Genomic DNA, 18,177 nt, shown 5'->3' with positions numbered 1-18,177 from the left:
TCAGGCGCGCAGCCGGGCGGCGGTGTCGGCCACCGACGCCTGGATCTCGCGACGGTCGACCCGCGTCGGTTCGGCGTCGGCGACAACCTGCTCCCCGGCGACCCACACGTCCCGCACCCGGCGCGAACCGGCTGCCCACACGAGGTTCGCCAGCAACTGCTCGTCCGGCACGTCCAGACCGGCGGCGAAGGCCGGGTCGTCGAGGTCGACGTGCACCAGGTCGGCCCAGCGGCCCGGCTCCAGCACGCCGAGGTCGTGGCGGCCGAGCGCTTCGGCGCCGCCGCGGGTGGCCATCAGGAACACGTCCTTCGCGGTCACCACGGTCGAATCATCGTTGGCCAACCGCGCCAACATCGCCGTCAACTGCAGCTCTTCCCACAGGTCGATGTCGTCGTTCGAGGCCGGACCGTCGGTGCCGAGCCCGATCGCGACGCCTGCCGCGCGCAAGTCCTTGATCCGCGCGATGCCGGAAGCCAGCTTCGCGTTCGAGCCGGGGCAGTGCGCCATCCCGACCCCGCGAGCGGCGAAGATCGCGATGTCCTCGTCCGACAGGTGGATCGAGTGCGCGGCGAGCGTCCGCCCGTTGAACATGCCGAGCGAATCCAGCAGCTGCGGCACCGACCCGAACTCCTTGCGCTGCTCCAGATCCTCCGCCGCTGCCTCGGCAACGTGAATCTGCACCAGCGCACCCCGCGCGGCCGCGGATTCCGCGGTCGCGCGCAGCCCGTCCGGGTTCAGCATGTACGCCGAATGCGGCCCGTAACCCAGCTCGATCCGCTCCCCGGGACCGAACCGCAGCCCGTCGGCGTCGATCCAGCGGTCGATCGCCGCCAGCGTCGCGCGCCAGTCCAGCCCGGGCAGCTCGATCACCGGCGGCGCGACGAGTACCCGGCCGCCGGTCGTGAGCACCGCGTCGACGAGCTGCTCGCCTTCGAAATACATTTCCGCGCTGGTCGTCACGCCGTGCCGGAGCATTTCGACCGACCCGAGCAGCATGCCGGTGCGCACGTCGGTCGGTTTCAGCTTCGCCTCGGTCGGCCAGATGATCTCGCGCAGCCAGCGCAGCAGCGGCAGGTCGCCGCCCATCCCGCGCAGCAGCGTCATCGGGCTGTGCGCGTGCGAGTTCACCAAGCCGGGCAACAGGATTCCGGTCAGCCGGGTCTCCTCGCCGGCGAACTCCGGCGCACTGGAAGCCGGTCCGACGAACGAAATCCGGCCCTCGTCGTCGACATCCACGACGGCGTCGCGGAGCAGCGAGCAGGACGGGTCGGCGGGCAGAACTACCGGGGCATGGAATCGACGCGACATAACGAGATAGTACGGGCGTGCCAGTAGCGGTTAATCCACTACGCCGCTACGCCAAGCCCAAGCTGCGATTTCCACTCGGTTACGCGCGCCGACTTTGCCCTGCACCGAAGCCAAATGCGTCTTGACCGTCGACAGCGACAGGAACAGCTCCGCGCCGATTTCGGTATTGGTGAGCCCGCGGGCAGCGGCCTTCACCACGTCCATCTCGCGCGCGGTCAGCGGTTCCGACGGCGCTGGGGCCTCGCGCTTGGCGATGGTGCCGCCGTCGAAATGCTTCAGCAGCCGCACGGTGATCTGCGGCGACACCAGCGCGTCGCCGCGCTCGGCCGCGCGCACCGCTTCGATCAGCAGCGCGGGACCGGCGTCCTTGAGCAGGAAGCCGCTCGCGCCGTTGCGCAGCGCGGTGTGCACGTATTCGTCGAGGTCGAAGGTGGTGACCACGACGACCTTCAGCGGGTCGGCGACGTCCGGCCCGGCCAGCTGCCGGGTGACCTCCAGCCCGTCGAGCCCCGGCATGCGGATGTCCAGCAGGCAGACGTCCGGGCGCAGTTCGCGCGCCTTCGAGACCGCGGAGATCCCGTCCGGCACGTCCGCGACCACCTCGATGTCGTCCTGGGCGTCCAGGATCATGCGGAAGCCCATCCGCACCATTTCCTGGTCGTCCGCGATCAGTACCCGGATCACCCGTCTGTCTCCCCGTTCGCCTCGAGCGGCAGCCACGCCTCGACCCGCCAGCCGCCATTCGGCTCGCGGCCTGCCGAAAGCCTGCCGTGCAGCAGCGCGACGCGTTCGCGCATGCCGACCAGACCGTATCCGCCCGACCCGCCCGCCGGACGATGAGTCTGCCCGCTGCCGTTGTCGGTCACCCGCAAGTGCAGTTCGCCGTTGACGACCTCGGCCAGCGCGAGCGCCTCGGTGGCGTCCGAGGCGTGCTTGCCGACGTTCGTGAGCGACTCCTGGACCAGCCGCAGCGCCGACCGGCCGACCTCGTGCGGCAGGTCCCGCGGAAGGTTGAGCTCCAGTTTCGTCGGCACGCCGTGGTTGCCCGCCTCGACGAGCCGGTGCAGGTCGGCGGCCAGGTCGGTGGTGGCCTGCTCGTTGAACTCGCCCGAGCCGGCCTGTGCGTCGCCGCGCATGCTGCGGACCAGGCGGCGCATCGCGGCGAGCGCCTCGACGCCCGCGTTCTCGATCCGGCCCATCGCCTCCAGCGCGAGCTCCGGGTTCTTCTCCCCCATCATCCGCGCGGCCTGCGCCTGCACGACGATCCCGGTCACGTGGTGCGCGACGACGTCGTGCAGCTCCCTGGCCAGCGCCATCCGCTCGGACGTCTGCGCGTCGGTGACCGCCGATTTCACCACCTGCGCGCGCTCGGAATCGCGAGACCGCAGGTAGAGGCCGATCGCGATGGCGATGCCGAGCAGCAGGACCGCGACGGTGGCGAGCATCCCGAGCGACAGCGGATCGCTGATCAGCCGTCCCATGCTGTACTGGCTGAAGTTCAGGATCGCGCCGATGCCGACCACGCCGGACAGCACCACGATCCGCGGCCAGGCCCGGGCGAGCGGCACCGCCCGCACCACGTTCACGACCACGCCGAAGCCGGCCACGATCTGGGTCGGCGGGATGCCTGCCAGCAGCTGGTAGCTGTGGCTGGGATGCAGGAACGGCGTCGCGAGAGCGGACAGCAGCAGGATCCCGGCCACCACCAGGATCGCGTCGCGCGGACGGCGCGGCGACAGCGCGGTCACCGCGGCGGCGCCGATCGAGCAGGCCAGCAACGGGAACCCGCGGCTGCCGCTTTCGTAGGTGTAGCCGAATTCGACCAGCACGCCGATGCTGAGCATGCCGATCAACGGCCATTGCCCGCGCACCAGCTCGGTGAACCGGTGCATGTTTCGCAGGCGTTCCACCGTCGCCGGGTCCCGTTGGCGGCGCGGACGGCCGAGCACGCCGGTGACCACCGCCGCGAAGAGGCAGAGGAACCCGAAGAGCAACGACTGCGCGATGCTGCTGGCGTAGATCCGGCTGTTGTATTCGCGGCCGAACACCGCGGTGAGCGCGCCCAGCACCAGCGCGCTGATCACCGCGAACGCGACTCCGGGCCGGGCCCGGCGGGCGAGGAAGTAGACCATCTCGACGCCGGCCACGACCTCGGTGATGCTCAGGTTCGCCAGCACGCTGGAGTAGGCCGGGATGTTCAGGTAGCGGATGACGAAGGTGCAGAACATCAGCGTCAGCGCGCCGAGTACCCCCGCGACCGCCGCGCGTTTGCGGGCGAAGAGCGCGCACGCCGCCATCGCGAAAATGCCGGGGAACAGGCCCAGGTCGACGAATCGCGGGCCGGTGTTGTCGAGCGCCGCGTTGGTCACGAACGCGAGGTCGAACGCCAGCGCGGCGAGCAACACGAGCACGGACATGTCGAGGCGGCGGGCGAATTCGGTCGCCCGCGCGACAAGCGTTTTCGACGGCGGGGAGTGCGGCACACCGTGACGGTAGATGATTCGCGCCCGTGCGCACCTTGGCCACGTGGTTCGTCGCCATCGGCCGATCGGCCGATGGCGGGCCCGCGGGTACCGGCCGTCTGCCCGAAGTGGACACCCGCTCGAATCCGCGAAGCTGCTTTCCGTCGCAGCCGAAGACGAATGACGGATACAGGGAGAGAGCTGGCGGATGACGAATCCACAGTGGAGCGCCGGACCGGTGTTGTCGGGGCGCGGGCTGGTGAAGCGCTACGGGCAGCAGCACGCGCTGGCCGGAATCGACATCGACGTCCAGCCGGGGGAAGCGATCGCCATCGTCGGCCCGTCCGGATCCGGCAAAACCTCGTTGCTGCACGTGCTGGCGGGCATCCTGCGTGCCGACAGCGGCGAGATCTGGTTGCAGGGACAGCGGATCGACCAGTTCGGCGAAAAGCGGCGCAGCGAACTGCGGCGCACCGAATTCGGTTTCGTCTTCCAGTCCGGAATGCTCGTGTCCGAGCTGACCGCGGAAGAGAATGTCGCACTTCCGTCGCTGCTGGCCGGCGGAACTCGTGGCGAAGCTATCGCGGCGGCGCGGGAATGGCTCGGCAAACTCGGGCTGGCCGGCAAGGAAGCCCGCCGTCCCGGTGAGCTTTCCGGCGGCGAGGCACAGCGCGTGGCGATCGCCCGCGCGCTCACTCACCGGCCGAAGGTGATCTTCGCCGACGAGCCGACTGGCGCCCTCGACACCCGCACCGGCCGCGAGACGATGGACGCGCTGCTGGCCGCAGCGCAGGCGTCCGGCGCCGCGGTGCTCGTGGTGACCCACGACCGGGAACTCGCCGAATCGATGCCGCGCACCGTGGCGATCCGCGACGGCCTGATCGCGACGAGGCTCGCGGCATGAACCCGTTCCAGCTCGCCCTCCGGGTGCTGCGCGGCGACCGGCGGACCCGCACCTCGGCGATCCTCACCGCGGTCGGCGTCGCCGTCGCGACCGGGCTCGTCCTGCTGCTGGCGACGCTGCCGTACGCCACGCAGGCGCGCGAGCAGCGGGCGCTGTGGCAGAGCAGCGGCCGCTACGACTCCGGCCAGCAGAACGCGCTCCTCGTCAACTCCTCCAAGGACTACTTCGACGGCAAGCAGGTCGCCCGCGTCGACATCGCGGTCACTGGCCCGACCGATTCGCTGCGACTGCCCCCGGGCATCCCGCAGCTGCCCGGCCCCGGCGAGACGATCGTGTCGCCCGCGCTCGGGAAGCTGCTCAACGCCACCCCGGCCGACCAGCTGGGGAACCGCTTCGGCAAGCCCGTCGCGGCGTTCGGCGACGAGGCGCTGCGGTATCCGGAACAGCTCGTCGCGCTCGTCGGGCACAGCACGCAGGAGATGCGTCCGTACGGGCACAAGGACCAGCCGGGCCAGGACGCTTTCCCGGCCGCGGCCTTCCCCGGGGGACAGGGACATCCGGACGGCCTGCTGACGGTGTTGTCCTGGGTCGGCATCATCGTGCTGCTCGTGCCGAGCCTGGTGCTGGTCGCGTCGTCGGCCCGGCTCACCGCCGCCCGCCGCGAACAACGGCTCGCCGCGATCCGCTTGGCCGGTGCGACTCCCGGCCAGGTGACCGCGATGGTCGCCGCCGAAACCGGGTTGTCCGCGGGCGTCGGCGCACTGCTCGGCCTGCTGCTGAGCCCGGCGCTGCGCGGCTTGGCCACCTTCGTGCCGTGGGACGGCGGGACCTGGCTGGCGTCGGACTTCGCGCTGCCGGTCGGGCTGACCGTGCTCGCCGTGCTGCTGGTCCCGGTGCTTGTCGTGCTCGCCGGGGTGCTCGGCCTGCGGCGAGTGGTGCGCACGCCGCTGTTCGCGAGCGGCGGGCACACCGTGAAACCGTTGCGCTGGTGGCGGTTGCTCGCGCTGCCCGCGGCCGGATTGTTCTTCTTCTACACCGTTTTCGGCGCGCGGGGCGGCGGCAGCAGCAACCTGGTGCTGTTCGGCCTGTTGCTGGTGGTCGGTTCGGCGATGGTGGTCGGACCTTGGGTGACCTCAGCGGTCGGCGGCACGTTCGTGCGGGCCTGGCGGCGGCCGTCGTCGCTGCTGGCCGGACGCCGGCTGCGCAATGACCCGAAGGGTTCTTACCGAGCCTCGGCCGGGATCGTGCTCGCGGTGTTCACCGGATCGATGGCGCTCACCCTGCTGCCGTCGATCGAATCCCTCGCTGGCGGCGGACGTCAGTATGTGGACTCGGCGCTATACGTCGACGTCACCGCGAACCGGGCCCCCGAGGCGACCGAGCGGACCAACGCGACGCTCGCGAAGGCCGGACTTTCCGAACGCGTCGTCCCTGTGGCCAGCGTCTACGTGATGCAGGGCCAAGGGGATTACCGGTCGATGCAGCGCGCATACGTCATGACCTGCGCCGACGCCGCGAAGCTGACCCGGCTCGGGATCAGCGAGCAGGACTGCAAGCCCGGGGTCGGGCTGTACACGCCGTACCAGCTGGACACGAGCAACCTGCGAGTCGCGCGGTTCGGCGGCGAGGACAGCGCCGGCACCCCGCTCGGCGCGGTCAAGACAGGCACGTTTCACCCGGAGAAGCACAACAGCTTCGGCGAATACGTGATCGACCCGTCCGCGGTGCCGGCCGGCGTCAAACCGAGCCAGGTCACCCTGGTCGTGCCGACCGCCGAAGCGAACCGCGAGATCGTGCGGACGGCGCTGGTGCCCAACGCGGTCGGGGAGGAAATCGGCAGCCGCGAGCAGCACCTCTACGGACAGCAAGTGCAGCTCAGCGACCTGCGCCGGGTCACCGTGATCGGCCTGATCGCGGCAGGCATCCTCGCCGGCTGCAGCGCCGCCGTCGCGACCGCAGGCTCGGTCATGGACCGTCGCCGGACGTTCGGCGCCCTCATGGCAGCGGGCACACCGGTGCGAGTGCTTTCCCGGGCGTTGCGGATGGAAGCCGCGCTGCCCGCGTTGGTGGCGACCATCGGCGCAGGCGTGACCGGCGTCGTGGTTGGCCTCGGACTGTTCATGGCAACGATGGAACGGGGGTCGGTCGTGTTCAGCCCGTGGATCGCCGCACCGGTGGTGCTCGGAATCGGGGTCGCACTGCTCGGCGCGTCGGTCTGCACGCCCGCACTGAAGCGGGTCCAGGCGGAACCACTGGCCGACGAATAGCTGGCGGCCGCCCCTCGTCGGGGGAGGGGCGGCACCGGGGGTGAAGGAAACGAAGGGCCGTTGCCGGGGATGGGAACCCGGTGACGGCCCTTCGTCACTTCGCTCGCTTGGTCAGTACTGCTCGCTTCGCCCGACTACGCGAGCTTCGGCTGCTTAGGTTGCTTCGCTGCTTCGTCAGTACTGCTCGCTTCGCCGACTACGCCAGCTTCGGTTGCTTCGCTGCTTCGTCAGCGCCGCTCGCTTCGCCGACTACACCAGCCTTGCTAGCTCCGGCTGCTTCGCGAGCCGCGCAGCTTTTCACCCAGCCCCGGCTTCATCGCCGACGCGGCCCGCCTCGCCTGCTTCGCTCCTTCGCCCAGCGTGGCCCGCTTCGCTGCTTCGTCAGCCTGGTCTGCTTCGCCGATCTCGCTCGCTTCGCCAACGCGGCCCACTCCATTCGCCAACGCGGCTCACTCCACCAGCCCTGGCTGCTCGGCCAACCTGCCCCCAATGCCACGTTGGGTGCGCTCAACGCACCGAACGCCACATTGGGTGCATCTCACGCACCCAATGCCACTGTGGCGCTCAAGCCCGAGGTCAAGCCCAAGATCAGCGCTTCTCGAAGATCAAGTCGTGCGAAACCCGCCCCTCCCGGTCCGCCCGTTGCTCGAACTTCGTCACCGGCCGCCATTCCGGCCGCGGTGCCCAGCCACCAGGCTCATCCGCATACCGGTTCCGCAGCGCAGGCTCCGCCGAGCACACCTCGAGCATCTGCTCCGCGTAGTGCTCCCAGTCCGTCGCCATGTGGAACGTCCCACCCGGCGCGAGCCGCGAAGCGATCAACGCCACGAACTCCGGCTGCACGATCCGCCGCTTGTGGTGGCGCTTCTTCGGCCACGGGTCCGGGAAGAACAACCGCACGCCGGACAGCGTGCCGGGCTCGACGTGCGACGTCAGCAGGACCACCGCGTCACCGTGCATCAGCCTCAGGTTCGTCACGCCGAGCTTCTCCGCGCGCAGCATCAACTGCCCGAGCCCGGGGTCGTACACCTCGGCGGCGACATAGTTCAGCTCCGGCGCGGCGGCGGCCAGCTGCGAGGTCGTCTCGCCCATTCCGGAGCCGATCTCCAGCATGACCGGCGCTTCCCTGCCGAACCATGCGGTGAAGTCGACCGGCCCGGAAGGCAGCTCCGACACCGTCCGGCCGAGTCGCGGCCAGTGTTCTTCCCAGGCTCGCTGCTGGCCGACGGTCATCCGTCCGCCGCGTTTGACGTAGCTGACCACGCTGCGCAGCCGTGGCTGGTCCTCGTTTTCCACCCGGACAACATACGGGCGGGTCAGCGGACCGCTTCGAACTCCCCGAGCCGGGAGCGCAGTCCGGCCAGTCCGGCGACCGCCACCGGCTCCGGGGCGCGGGCGGAATGCGCGGGCAGCACGTCGATCCAGCCGTCGTGCCGGTCGGTGTTCAGCACGGTCGTCGGGATGGAATGACCGGACTTGCCGCGTTCGGACGGCATGAATTCCCAGTACCCGGATTCGCCGTCGGCCGCCCACGGCACGAACTCCCAGCCCATCCGCTTGCCGAGCAGCTGCGCCACCCGATCCTCGATGCGGAAGCCGAGTTCGCGCGATTCGAGCCGCCCGCTCGCGACCGCGCGCAACCACCAGGGCGCGGGCAGCGTTTCGTCGGTTCCGCTCACCCGCCGGTACAGCCCGAGCACCGCGTCCTCGGGGGCGCGGTGCACCCACGCCTGGCGCAGTTCGGCGGGCCGGGTCGCGGGCAGCGCGAACCGGGGCAGTTCGATCGCCTGGGACCATTCGAGGTCCAGCATCGGCTCGAGCCGGGGGGTCGGTACCGCAGCGTCGCGGGAAACGAATTCCTGATCAACGTCCACCGTCACGGTTCACCTCCGGAGAGCTGAGACGGGGCTCCGCGTTGAATATCCGTGGTTTTCCGACAGTATGTCCGCTCCCTGTGAGAGAAGCCACACCGGTTTACGTGAATTTAATCCGATTGCCCGCCGCGCAATCGGGAATGTGCACGTGCAGGTCAGGCGTCCCGCCGATTCGCGGTCGCCACGCCCGCGACGAACAACACCACGCTGATCGCCGCGAAATACGCGAGATAACCCCACGGCCCGAAAGGGGGTGACAGTTTCAGCGTCGTCCTGGCGAAATCGCCACCGGCGAACTGCGAAGCGGCGTAGAACGGCATCCACTGGTAGAGATCGCTGCCGATCTTGGGAATCAGCAGCACCAGGCCCTCGACCAGCTGCGTCCACACGAGCACGATCGCCAGCGTCAGCGCGGAACTGCGCAGCAGCAGACCGACGCCGACCCCGAGCAGGCCGGCCAGCGCGAAGGTCAGGATCTGGCCGAACACGATCCGCCAGTCCGCTCCGGAGTGCAGGCCGAGGTCCGCGTCCGGCCGCACGAGGTGCGCCATTCCCCACGAGCCGACGCCGGCGAGCAGGCCCAGCACCGCGCAGGCCGCGAACACCACGGCGCCCTTGGCGAGCAGCGCGGGCGTCCGCGTCGGCACCGCTTGGAAAGTCAACCGCAGCGTGCCCCAGCTGAAGTCCGCAGTCGCGGCGAGCACCGCCAGCACCAGCGCGACCGTGCGGCCGGTGCTCGTGGCGAGCTGGGTGTTGCTCACGTCCGCGGTGATTTCCGCCCCGGAAAGCCCGAGGAACAACGCGGTGAACGCGATCGGCGCGGCCACCGCGATCAGCGCGCACCACCACGGCGCGCGAGTGCTGAAAAGCTTGATCCGTTCCGCCCGCAGCAGATTCACCGCGCACCTCCACTGGTGAATTCGGCCGCCTGGCCGGTCAATTCGAGGTAGGCGTGTTCGAGCGAACCGGCCAGCGGGCTCAGCTCGTGCAGCGTGGCGCGCGCGGCGTAGGCGAGTTCGCCGATCGCGTCACTGTCCATTTCGGACACAAGGAACGCACCGGAATCCTCGGTGAAAACCGCGCGTGCTTCGGTGAGCGCTTTCCGCAGCGCGTCGGCGTGCGGCGTGCGCACCCGGACCCCGCGCGAACCGGCGCGGGCCACGAAATCGGCCATGGTGCCCTGATAGATGAGCTGGCCGCGGCCGATCACCACGAGATCCTGCGCGGTCTGCTCCATCTCCGGCAGCAGGTGGCTCGACACGAACACCGTGCGGCCTTCCGCGGCGAGCCCGTGCAGCAGCTGGCGCACCCAGTGCACGCCTTCGGGATCGAGGCCGTTCACCGGTTCGTCGAACAACAGCACGCGCGGGTCGCCGAGCAGCGCGCTCGCGATCCCGAGCCGCTGCAGCATGCCGAGCGAGAACGTGCCCGCCCGCTTGCGAGCCACCGCCGACAGCCCGACGAGATCCAGCACCTCGTCGGCGCGCCGGTCCGGCAGCCCGTTCGTCGCGGCGAGGAACCGCAGGTGCTGGCGGGCGGTGCGGCCCGGATGCCGCCACGTCGCGTCGAGCAGCGCGCCGACCGTGCGCAGCGGATCGGACAGCTGCCGGTACGGCTTTCCCTCGATGTGCGCGGTGCCTGCGGTGGGCGCGTCGAGCCCGAGCAGCAGCCGCATCGTGGTGGATTTGCCCGCCCCGTTCGGGCCGAGGAACCCGGTGACGCGACCGGCTTCCGCGGTGAACGTCAGGTCCCGCACCGCGACGGTGTCGCCATAGGACTTGGTGAGTCCAGTCGCTTGGAGCACGCCGTCCCCCTTCTCGTGGACCCGAACTCTACCGAAACGAAAAGATCCGGGCCGCCCCCCGAAAGGCGACCCGGATCTTGTTCCCCTTTTCCCCTTTTTTCCCCTTGTTCGGCTGGCCCGGCCCCCGCCTGACTCGTCCGAACGCCCCTGTGGGTCTTTACGCGTCGCGCTTCTTCGCGACGCCGATCGCGATGGCCAGCAGCACCACGGCCACGCCGGCGAAGTAGGCCAGCGAGCCCCACTGCGACAGGACCGCGTCCGGCAGGCCCGGTCCTCGCGAGGAAGCCGAACCGCCGAGGAAGCGCTCCGCGACGTTGAACGGCAGCCACTGGTGGATCTTCGCGCCGACGGTCGGGATCAGCTGCACGAGGTTTTCCACCGCCAGCACGTAGATCAGCAGCAGCGAGAGCGCGCCGGCGCTGTGCCGGATCAGCGTGCCGACCGCCACCGCGATGACCGCGGCGAAAGCGAACACCACCCCGACGCCGGCGACGTTGATCCAGTCCGCGGAGGTGTGCAGCGCCACCGAGTCCGACGGGCGGATCGCGTAGCCCAGCGCCCACGCGCCGAAGGCGGCGACCTCGCCGATCACGAGCGACAGCAGCGCGACGACGGTGGCCTTGGCGACGAGCACCGAACCCCGGTGCGGCACCGCCTGGAACGTGGTGCGGATCGTGCCGAAGCGGTATTCGGTGGTCACCGAAAGCGCCGCCAGCACCATGATCACCGCGATGCCGAACTGGTGTCCGGCCTGGGTGTTGGCGACCGAGATCTCCTCCCCGCTCGGCAGGGCGGAGGCCATGAGGCCGGCGAATCCGACGGTGAGGGCCAGTGCGATGAGGGCGCACCACCACGGCGACCGGGTGGTGAAGAGCTTGATGCGTTCGACCGCGAGCAAAGTCATGAGTTTTCTCTTCCCAACGAGAGTGTGGTCAGCGGATGGCCGCGGCCTGCTGCGCCTCTGCCTCGAGCCCGGTGTGGTACTCGACGGAGTCGCCGGTGATCTGCATGAAGGCCTGCTCGAGCGAGCCGGTCTGCGGGCTCAGCTCGTGCAGCACGAGGCTCGCCGAAGCGGCGATCTCGCCGATCTTCGCACTGTCCATTCCGGACACAATGAGCGCTTCGCCGGAATCGGTCACCTGCGCGCTGGCGGAGATCAGCTGCTGGCGCAGCGCCGGAAGCTGCGGCGAGCGCACCTTCACGGTGTTCTCCGCGGCCCGCGCCACGAACTCCTCAGTGGTGGACTGCGAGATCAGCTGGCCCTTGCCGATGACCACGAGATCGGTCGCGGTGAGCGCCATCTCCGAGAGCAGGTGGCTCGACACGAACACGGTCCGGCCTTCGGCGGCGAGGCGCTGCATGAACTTCCGGATCCAGAGGATGCCCTCCGGGTCGAGGCCGTTCACCGGCTCGTCGAACAGCAGCACCTCCGGGTCGCCGAGCAGCGCGGCGGCGATCCCCAGCCGCTGCGACATGCCGAGCGAGAACCCGCCCGCCCGCTTGCCCGCGACGCTGGTGAGGCCGACGGTGTCGAGCACCTCGTCCACCCGCGCCGCCGGGATCCGGTTGGACCGGGCCATCCACTGCAGGTGCGCGCGGGCCGAGCGGTTGGGGTGCACCCATTTCGCGTCGAGCAGCGCGCCGACCGTGCGCAGCGGTTCCTTCAGGTCGTGATACAGCTTCCCGCCGATCCGGACCTGGCCCCCGGTGGGGTTGTCCAGGCCGAGGATCATGCGCATGGTCGTGGACTTGCCTGCGCCGTTCGGGCCGAGGAATCCGGTGACTTTCCCCGCTGCCACGCTGAACGACAGGTTGTTCACCGCGAGCGTGTTCCCGTAACGCTTGGTGAGACCTGTTGCCTCGATCATCCCCTGCTCCCTCTACGGCGGTGCTGACGGAATTCATCCTGTCTCAGCTCGGCCGTTTTCGCGTCATCCCGTGGACCGAACCGGCTACCCGACCTGAGTAGTACTCAATCGTGTCGCAGGGTTGAGCGCGATGGGGGATGCCCCTGAGCCGACCCTGAACTTTGCCTCATACGCGAGGACCCCGCTACGAAATCCGCAGCGGGGTCCGGTGTGGACAGTGTCCGAATCGGACGCTTCAGCCGATCCCCGGCCGGGCGAGCCCGGTCTCGTACGCGAGGACGACCGCCTGTACCCGGTCGCGCAGGTCGAGCTTGGACAGGATCCGCCCCACGTGTGTTTTCACCGTAGCCTCGGAAAGGAACAACGTCTCGGCGATTTCGATGTTCGACATGCCTTTCGCGATCAGCACGAGCACTTCGCGTTCGCGGTCGGTCAGCACGTCGAGTTCGGCCGGGTCGCGCATTTCCGCGCCGCCGGAGCCGACGAACCGGTCGAGCAGCCGGCGCGTGACCGAGGGCGACATCACCGCGTCGCCGTCGGCGACCGAACGCAGCGCGGACACCAGGTAGTCCGGCTGGGTGTCCTTGAGCAGGAAGCCGGACGCGCCGCCCTGCAGCGCGGCGTAGACGTACTCGTCGAGGTCGAAGGTGGTCATCACGAGCACCCGCGCGGTGCCCGCCGCGACGATCTGTTTCGTCGCCTCGACGCCGTCGAGCACCGGCATCCGCACGTCCATCAGCACGACGTCGGGCCGCAGTTCCGCGGCCATCCGCACGGCTTGCGCGCCGTCGCCCGCCTCCCCGACCACGTCGATGTCGGCCTGCGCGCCCAGCACCATCCGGAACCCGACGCGCATCAGTTCCTGGTCGTCGACGACCACCACTCGGATCACGAGTTCAACCTAACCGGCAGCACCGCTCGCACCTGCCAGCCACCGCCGGCGGCGGGGCCCACCTCCAGTGTTCCGCCGTACACGTTCGCCCGCTCCCGCATCCCGATCAGCCCGTTCCCGCCCGCTACCGACAGCCGCGGCGCCGGTTGCCGGGCCGCCGCCCCCGTCGACCCGGCCGCGGGAGTTCCGCCCGCGCCGACCTGTTCCAGCCGCCGAGCCCGTCCCGCGCCGTCGTCGCGCACGAGAACCTCGACCTGGTCGCCGGTCCGTTGCACCCGCACCGCGGCGCTGGCTCCGGCACCGGCGTGCTTGAGCGTGTTGGTGAGCGATTCCTGGACGATCCGGTAGATCCCGAGCGACACCCCGGCGGGCAGTTCGTCGAGTCCGTCGCCGACGACGAGGTCCACCGGGACGCCCGCAGCGCGCATCCGCTCGGCGAGGTCGCCCAGCGCGGTCGCGTCCGGCTGCGGCACCCGTGGTTCGCCGTCGCCGTGGTCGTTGCGCAGCACGTCGAGCAGCCGGCGCAGTTCGCCGAGCGCGCCGCGGCCGGTTTCGGAGATCGTCCCCAGCGCGCGTCCGGCCAGCTCCGGATTGGACTTCAGGGCGAGCGCCGCGCCGTCGGCCTGCACGACCATCACGCTCACCGAATGTGCCACCACGTCGTGCAGTTCCCTGGCGATCCGGCCGCGCTCCTCGGCCACCGCGATGCGCGCGGCCTGGTCGCGTTCGGTCTCCAGCAGATGCAGCCGGGCCTCCAGTTCGCGCTGGTAGGCGCGGCGGGCGTACATGAACTCGCCGAGCAGCCAGCAGAAGGCGATAGTGACGGCGCTGAACACCAACTGGGCCGCCATCGACGGCTCGGGTTTGACGATCGCGGTGACGACCATGGCCACCACGAACGCGCCGCCGTAGAGCAGTCCTTGCTTGCGTCCGACGTAGACCTGGACCGAGTAGAGGCTGATCGCGAGCGCGGCCAGGCCGGAAACCCCGAGGTCCAGCGCGCTGTGCGCGTACGAAATCACGTACACGATGTACGCGGCGAGCACCGGCCGTTTCCGGCGGAAGACCAGCGGCGCGACCACGGCGAGGTCGATCGGGATCGCGACGAACCAGTCCGGGCCGGGCAGTTCGGGGTCGATGCCGCCGGTGGCGAACACCAGGATGTCGAACGCGGCGAGGAACAGCGCGAGCAGCGAGTCGCCCACCATCGGGTGGGCACGCATCCAGAGGCTGAGCCGTCGCACGACTCAACAGTAGGTCGCGCGGCCGGCGGGCGCGTCGGTCGCGGGTAGCACCTTCGGTGCGACCGAAGGATGACCGGCATGCGACGATTCCCGCACGGGGGAGCGAACGAGCCGGAAGGGGGGCCGGGGCGGTGACGGCAGCGGCGGAACGGGGGCGGCTCGCCGGCCCACTGTCCGCGTCGGTGGCGGAGCTGTGCCACCGGCTGCGGTCCCAGGTGTCCCCGCGCACGGCCGCCGGGTTCGCCGAGGTGCTGCGCCGGCTGGGCGCGCCGCTGCAGGTGGCGGTCGCCGGGCGGATCAAATCGGGCAAGTCGACGCTGGTCAACGCGCTGATCGGACGGCTCGTCGCGCCCACCGACGTCGGCGAGTGCACCCGGCTGGTCACGCGGTTCCAGTACGGCACCGTCGACCGGGTCGAGGTGGTGTTCCTCGACGGCCGCAAGCAGGTGCTGCCGTTCGCCGCCGACGGATCGATCCCGGCCGAGCTGGGCGTCGACATCTCCGAGGTGTCGCACCTCGAGGCGTACCTGACCAACGCGGTGCTGCAGGACATGACGGTGATCGACACCCCGGGTCTCGGCTCGCTCGACGCGGCGTCGGTGTCGCGGACCGAGCAGCTGCTGGGCGCGGCCGAGCAGGACGAGGGTTCCGACGACCTCGACGACACCTCGCGCAACGCCGTCGCGGGCGCGGAAGCCGTGCTCTACGTGGTGACCCAGGGCGTGCGCGCGGACGATCAGCAGGCGCTGGCCGCGTTCACCGCCGCGACCGCGAGCCGCGAGGCGGGGCCGGTCAACGCGATCGCGGTGTTGAACAAGGCGGACACGGTCGTCGCGGAATCTGTCGAAGGCTCCGGCGGAGACGTTTGGAAGGCCGCGCAACTGCTCGCCGAGAAACAGGCCTCGACGCTGAAGCCGCGCGTCGCGGACGTGCTGCCGGTGATCGGCCTGATCGCCGAATCGGCCGAGTCCGGCGGGTTCACCTCCGCGGACGCCGAAGCGCTCGGCCAGCTCGCCGCGCTCGACGACGACATCCTCGAAACGATGCTCATCGCGGCCGACATCTTCACCAGCTGGGAGTGCGACATCCCGACCGGGATTCGGTTGCGGTTGCTGGAGAAGCTCGATCTCTTCGGAATCCGCTGCGCGGTCGAGAAGATCCGCGCGGAACCGGAGATCACCGCGGGAGCGTTGCGCCGCAAGCTTCTCGACATCTCCGGACTCGACGCGGTCCGCCGCCGTCTGTCCATCGTCTTCGCCGCACGCGCGGACGGGATCAAGGCCGCGGCCGCGCTCGCGTCGGTGACCGCACTGGCGCACACGTCCGGCGACCCGGGCGAACGCCAGCGCGTGCACGACGCGATCGAGGTGCTGCTGGCCCGTCCGGAAGCGCATCAGCTGCGGTTGCTGGAAGCGTTGACGCTCGTCGCGTCGGGGGCGGTCGAGATGCCGGAAGACCTGGCGGAAGAGGTGCTTCGGGTCGGCAGCAACGCCGACATCGGCGCACAGCTCGGCCTTCCCGGCGCCCCGCGGCCGGAACTGGCGGCGCACGCGCTGGAACGCGCTGGCTGGTGGCGTTCTTTCGCGTCTTTCGGCGCGACTCCGGCGCAAAGCCGCGTGGCCCACGTCGTGCACCGCGCCTATTTCCTGATCTGGCAACAGATTCGCGAACAGTAAACAACTCGCCCGCGACGCGTAGGCTGAATGTCGTGCGGCTGGAGGACACCACCTCGTGGCGGGTGAACTGGGGGAGCGACCACGACGTCGACGTGGCGTTGTTCCTCCGGGACGTACTCGCGCTCTCGATCGCCGACGGTCAGCTGCTCCCGCCGGTGGAGCCAGCGGTCCCCGTGCACGTCCCGCCCGCCCTCGACCGCGCCGCGGTGCAAGTGCAGTGGGAACCGTGGTGGAACGGCCTGCTGACCTTCCTGCGCGACCGCGGTTCGGCGCGCACCCGCCGGAAAAGCCCTGCTCCCGGCGACGGTTCGGCGATCGACCTCGCGGCACAGCACTTCGCCCCGGCCGCCGCTGAGCACTTCGCCGCGGCCCGCCGCCCGGTCTCGTCCGGCTTCCACCGCCGCCAAATCCTCGCTGGCGAACGCCTGGGCCGTTTGGTCCGCGAAACCGAGGTCGAACTGGGCCGCCGCGCCCGGCCGTTCCGGCTGTCGGTACTGGAGATCCCGGTCGCGGGCCGGGTGTGGCTGCGGACTGCCGAGCACCAGCTGCTGGTCTCGTCCCAGCTGGCGGCCGACGTCCCCGCGCTCGACCAGGCCATGCGCTCGCTGATCCGCGAACTCGCCTGAACCCGCGGTGCCCCCAATGTGGCGTTGGGTGCGTTAGACGCACCCAATGTGGCGTTGGGTGCGTCCCATGCACCCAATGCCACATTGGGGCGTTCGACCAGGCCGGATATTCATAAACCGAGCGCGCGGTCTAATATTGGGCACCATGGAGACAGTGGTCGACGAACCGGCGTGGGTGCGCCGCGGGTCATGGCTGGCCTGCCCGGTCGGCGGAGCGCTGCTCGGCTGGGGCGTCCAGGCGCTCGCCGACTGGATCGCGTCGCTGCCGTGGTTCCCGGTGCAGGGCCCGTTCCGGCTGCTGCACCAGATCCCGCAGCCGTGGCGGCTGATCGGCGCCGTCGCCGTCGGCGTGCTGCTCGGGGTGGCGTTCGCCTGGTTTTGGGCGTGGGACCGGCTGATCGTCACGGTTTCCGCAACCCGCGTCACGCTCGAACGACGCGAACGGCGCCGGCGCATCGACACTCCTCTCACCGCGGTGTTCTTCGACGACGGCAAGCTCGTGCTGCTCGGCGAGAACGATCGGGAAGTGGCCAAGGAGAAGACGGACCTCTCCCGGCGGCAACTGGCCGAAGCGTTTACCGCGCACGGCCGCCCGTGGCTCGACGAACCGCCGCCTGAGCGATGATGTCCCAGTGGTGAGGACGGTCGATCCCGACAAGCACGCGGCGAAACGGCGCGCGATTCTCGACGCGGCAGCCGGGTGTTTCGCCCGCGACGGCTTCGAAAAGACCTCCACCGCGGACATCTGCCGCGCCGCCGGGATCAGCTCCGGCAGCCTGTTCCACTACTTCCCCAGCAAGCGCGCGGTCTTCGTCGGCATCTTCGAGGCGGACACCGCCGAGAACGAGGAATTGCTCGCCACTGCGGTGGAAATGGCCGACCCGTGGGAAGGCGTGCTCGCCGTGGTCGCGCGGATGACGTCGGCGATCGTCCTGCCCGGCGTCGTGCGGCTGATCCTTGAAGCAGCCGCACAGGCCGCGCGCGATCCGGAGTTCAACGAGCTGATCCGCAGCAACGACGATCTCATGCGCGTCGGCCTCGCGGGTTTGGTCGAACGCGGCATCCACACCGGCCGCTTCTCCCCCATGCTGTCCTCGGCCGACGCGGGAAACTGGATCGTTGCGCTCGTCGACGCCTTGTTGTCCCGCGCGAGCCTCGATCCCGACCTGGACGTCGAGCACGAGCAGGCGGTGCTGCGGCAGTTGCTGACGCGGATTCTCGGCCCTTCTGAGTGATCCGCCCCCGCCGCGCG

17 protein-coding genes are annotated in these 18,177 nt (G+C 70.0%); 6 read left to right on the top strand and 11 right to left on the bottom strand.

Annotation, left to right across the window (positions count from 1 at the left end; translation table 11 throughout):
• The 3 genes from ABZX37_RS04000 to ABZX37_RS03990 are packed head-to-tail and all read right to left on the bottom strand — an operon-like array spanning position 1 to position 3,791.
• Positions 1 to 1,308: an amidohydrolase gene (locus tag ABZX37_RS04000; RefSeq protein ID WP_354735756.1), complete on the bottom strand. Its 1,308-nt coding sequence runs from the start codon at positions 1,306 to 1,308 to the stop codon at positions 1 to 3.
• A gap of 30 nt (positions 1,309 to 1,338) precedes the next feature.
• Positions 1,339 to 1,992 carry a response regulator transcription factor gene (locus ABZX37_RS03995; RefSeq protein ID WP_354735754.1) on the bottom strand — a complete coding sequence of 218 codons (654 nt, stop codon included), beginning with the start codon at positions 1,990 to 1,992 and terminating at the stop codon, positions 1,339 to 1,341.
• Entirely contained in the window at positions 1,989 to 3,791 is a 1,803-nt protein-coding gene (locus ABZX37_RS03990) for a histidine kinase (protein ID WP_354735752.1), read from the bottom strand. The genes ABZX37_RS03995 and ABZX37_RS03990 overlap by 4 nt, the downstream gene beginning before the upstream one ends.
• 187 nt (positions 3,792 to 3,978) lie before the next feature.
• On the opposite strand from ABZX37_RS03990, the gene ABZX37_RS03985 reads away from it, so the two are divergent.
• Both ABZX37_RS03985 and ABZX37_RS03980 read left to right on the top strand, forming a co-directional pair.
• Positions 3,979 to 4,674 carry an ABC transporter ATP-binding protein gene (locus ABZX37_RS03985; protein ID WP_037809043.1) on the top strand — a complete coding sequence of 232 codons (696 nt, stop codon included), beginning with the start codon at positions 3,979 to 3,981 and terminating at the stop codon, positions 4,672 to 4,674.
• Positions 4,671 to 6,941: an FtsX-like permease family protein gene (locus ABZX37_RS03980; protein ID WP_354735750.1), complete on the top strand. Its 2,271-nt coding sequence runs from the start codon at positions 4,671 to 4,673 to the stop codon at positions 6,939 to 6,941. Before ABZX37_RS03985 ends, ABZX37_RS03980 begins: the two co-directional genes overlap by 4 nt.
• 588 nt (positions 6,942 to 7,529) lie before the next feature.
• On the opposite strand, the gene trmB is transcribed toward ABZX37_RS03980, so the two are convergent.
• From trmB to ABZX37_RS03940, 8 genes are all read right to left on the bottom strand, one after another.
• On the bottom strand, positions 7,530 to 8,237 hold the full coding sequence (gene trmB / locus ABZX37_RS03975; RefSeq protein ID WP_354735748.1) for a tRNA (guanosine(46)-N7)-methyltransferase TrmB: 708 nt from the start codon (positions 8,235 to 8,237) through the stop codon (positions 7,530 to 7,532).
• Between the two features lie 20 nt (positions 8,238 to 8,257).
• Positions 8,258 to 8,752: a hypothetical protein gene (locus ABZX37_RS03970; RefSeq protein ID WP_354736201.1), complete on the bottom strand. Its 495-nt coding sequence runs from the start codon at positions 8,750 to 8,752 to the stop codon at positions 8,258 to 8,260.
• Between the two features lie 218 nt (positions 8,753 to 8,970).
• Positions 8,971 to 9,714 carry a hypothetical protein gene (locus tag ABZX37_RS03965; RefSeq protein WP_354735746.1) on the bottom strand — a complete coding sequence of 248 codons (744 nt, stop codon included), beginning with the start codon at positions 9,712 to 9,714 and terminating at the stop codon, positions 8,971 to 8,973.
• Positions 9,711 to 10,619, bottom strand: a complete 909-nt coding sequence (locus ABZX37_RS03960; protein WP_354735744.1) for an ATP-binding cassette domain-containing protein — start codon at positions 10,617 to 10,619, stop codon at positions 9,711 to 9,713. Before ABZX37_RS03960 ends, ABZX37_RS03965 begins: the two co-directional genes overlap by 4 nt.
• Positions 10,620 to 10,776: 157 nt before the next feature.
• Entirely contained in the window at positions 10,777 to 11,523 is a 747-nt protein-coding gene (locus ABZX37_RS03955) for an ABC transporter permease (RefSeq protein WP_354735742.1), read from the bottom strand.
• Positions 11,524 to 11,551: 28 nt separating this feature from the next.
• Complete coding sequence (locus tag ABZX37_RS03950; RefSeq protein ID WP_354735740.1) at positions 11,552 to 12,487, bottom strand: ABC transporter ATP-binding protein; 936 nt, start codon at positions 12,485 to 12,487, stop codon at positions 11,552 to 11,554.
• 235 nt (positions 12,488 to 12,722) lie between these two features.
• Positions 12,723 to 13,379, bottom strand: a complete 657-nt coding sequence (locus ABZX37_RS03945; RefSeq protein WP_344282690.1) for a response regulator transcription factor — start codon at positions 13,377 to 13,379, stop codon at positions 12,723 to 12,725.
• On the bottom strand, positions 13,376 to 14,587 hold the full coding sequence (locus tag ABZX37_RS03940) for a sensor histidine kinase (RefSeq protein WP_354736199.1): 1,212 nt from the start codon (positions 14,585 to 14,587) through the stop codon (positions 13,376 to 13,378). Before ABZX37_RS03940 ends, ABZX37_RS03945 begins: the two co-directional genes overlap by 4 nt.
• A gap of 167 nt (positions 14,588 to 14,754) precedes the next feature.
• Between ABZX37_RS03940 and ABZX37_RS03935 the strand changes: the two genes are divergently transcribed.
• The 4 genes from ABZX37_RS03935 (at position 14,755) to ABZX37_RS03920 (ending at position 18,160) form a co-directional block, all read left to right on the top strand.
• The gene (locus ABZX37_RS03935) at positions 14,755 to 16,299 is read left to right on the top strand and encodes a dynamin family protein (RefSeq protein WP_354735738.1); all 1,545 of its coding nucleotides are present in this window, start codon (positions 14,755 to 14,757) and stop codon (positions 16,297 to 16,299) included.
• A 32-nt stretch (positions 16,300 to 16,331) separates the two neighbouring features.
• The gene (locus ABZX37_RS03930) at positions 16,332 to 16,925 is read left to right on the top strand and encodes a hypothetical protein (RefSeq protein WP_354735736.1); all 594 of its coding nucleotides are present in this window, start codon (positions 16,332 to 16,334) and stop codon (positions 16,923 to 16,925) included.
• Positions 16,926 to 17,070: 145 nt separating this feature from the next.
• A complete protein-coding gene (locus ABZX37_RS03925) occupies positions 17,071 to 17,550 on the top strand; it encodes a hypothetical protein (RefSeq protein WP_354735734.1) in 480 nt (159 codons plus the stop codon).
• A 7-nt stretch (positions 17,551 to 17,557) separates the two neighbouring features.
• Complete coding sequence (locus tag ABZX37_RS03920; protein ID WP_354735732.1) at positions 17,558 to 18,160, top strand: TetR/AcrR family transcriptional regulator; 603 nt, start codon at positions 17,558 to 17,560, stop codon at positions 18,158 to 18,160.
• Positions 18,161 to 18,177 lie beyond the last annotated feature (17 nt).

It is taken from the genome of Amycolatopsis sp. NPDC004079 (assembly GCF_040610415.1).
GTDB classification, from domain to species: domain Bacteria; phylum Actinomycetota; class Actinomycetes; order Mycobacteriales; family Pseudonocardiaceae; genus Amycolatopsis; species Amycolatopsis halotolerans.
This window is presented reverse-complemented; position numbering and strand designations above follow the sequence as displayed.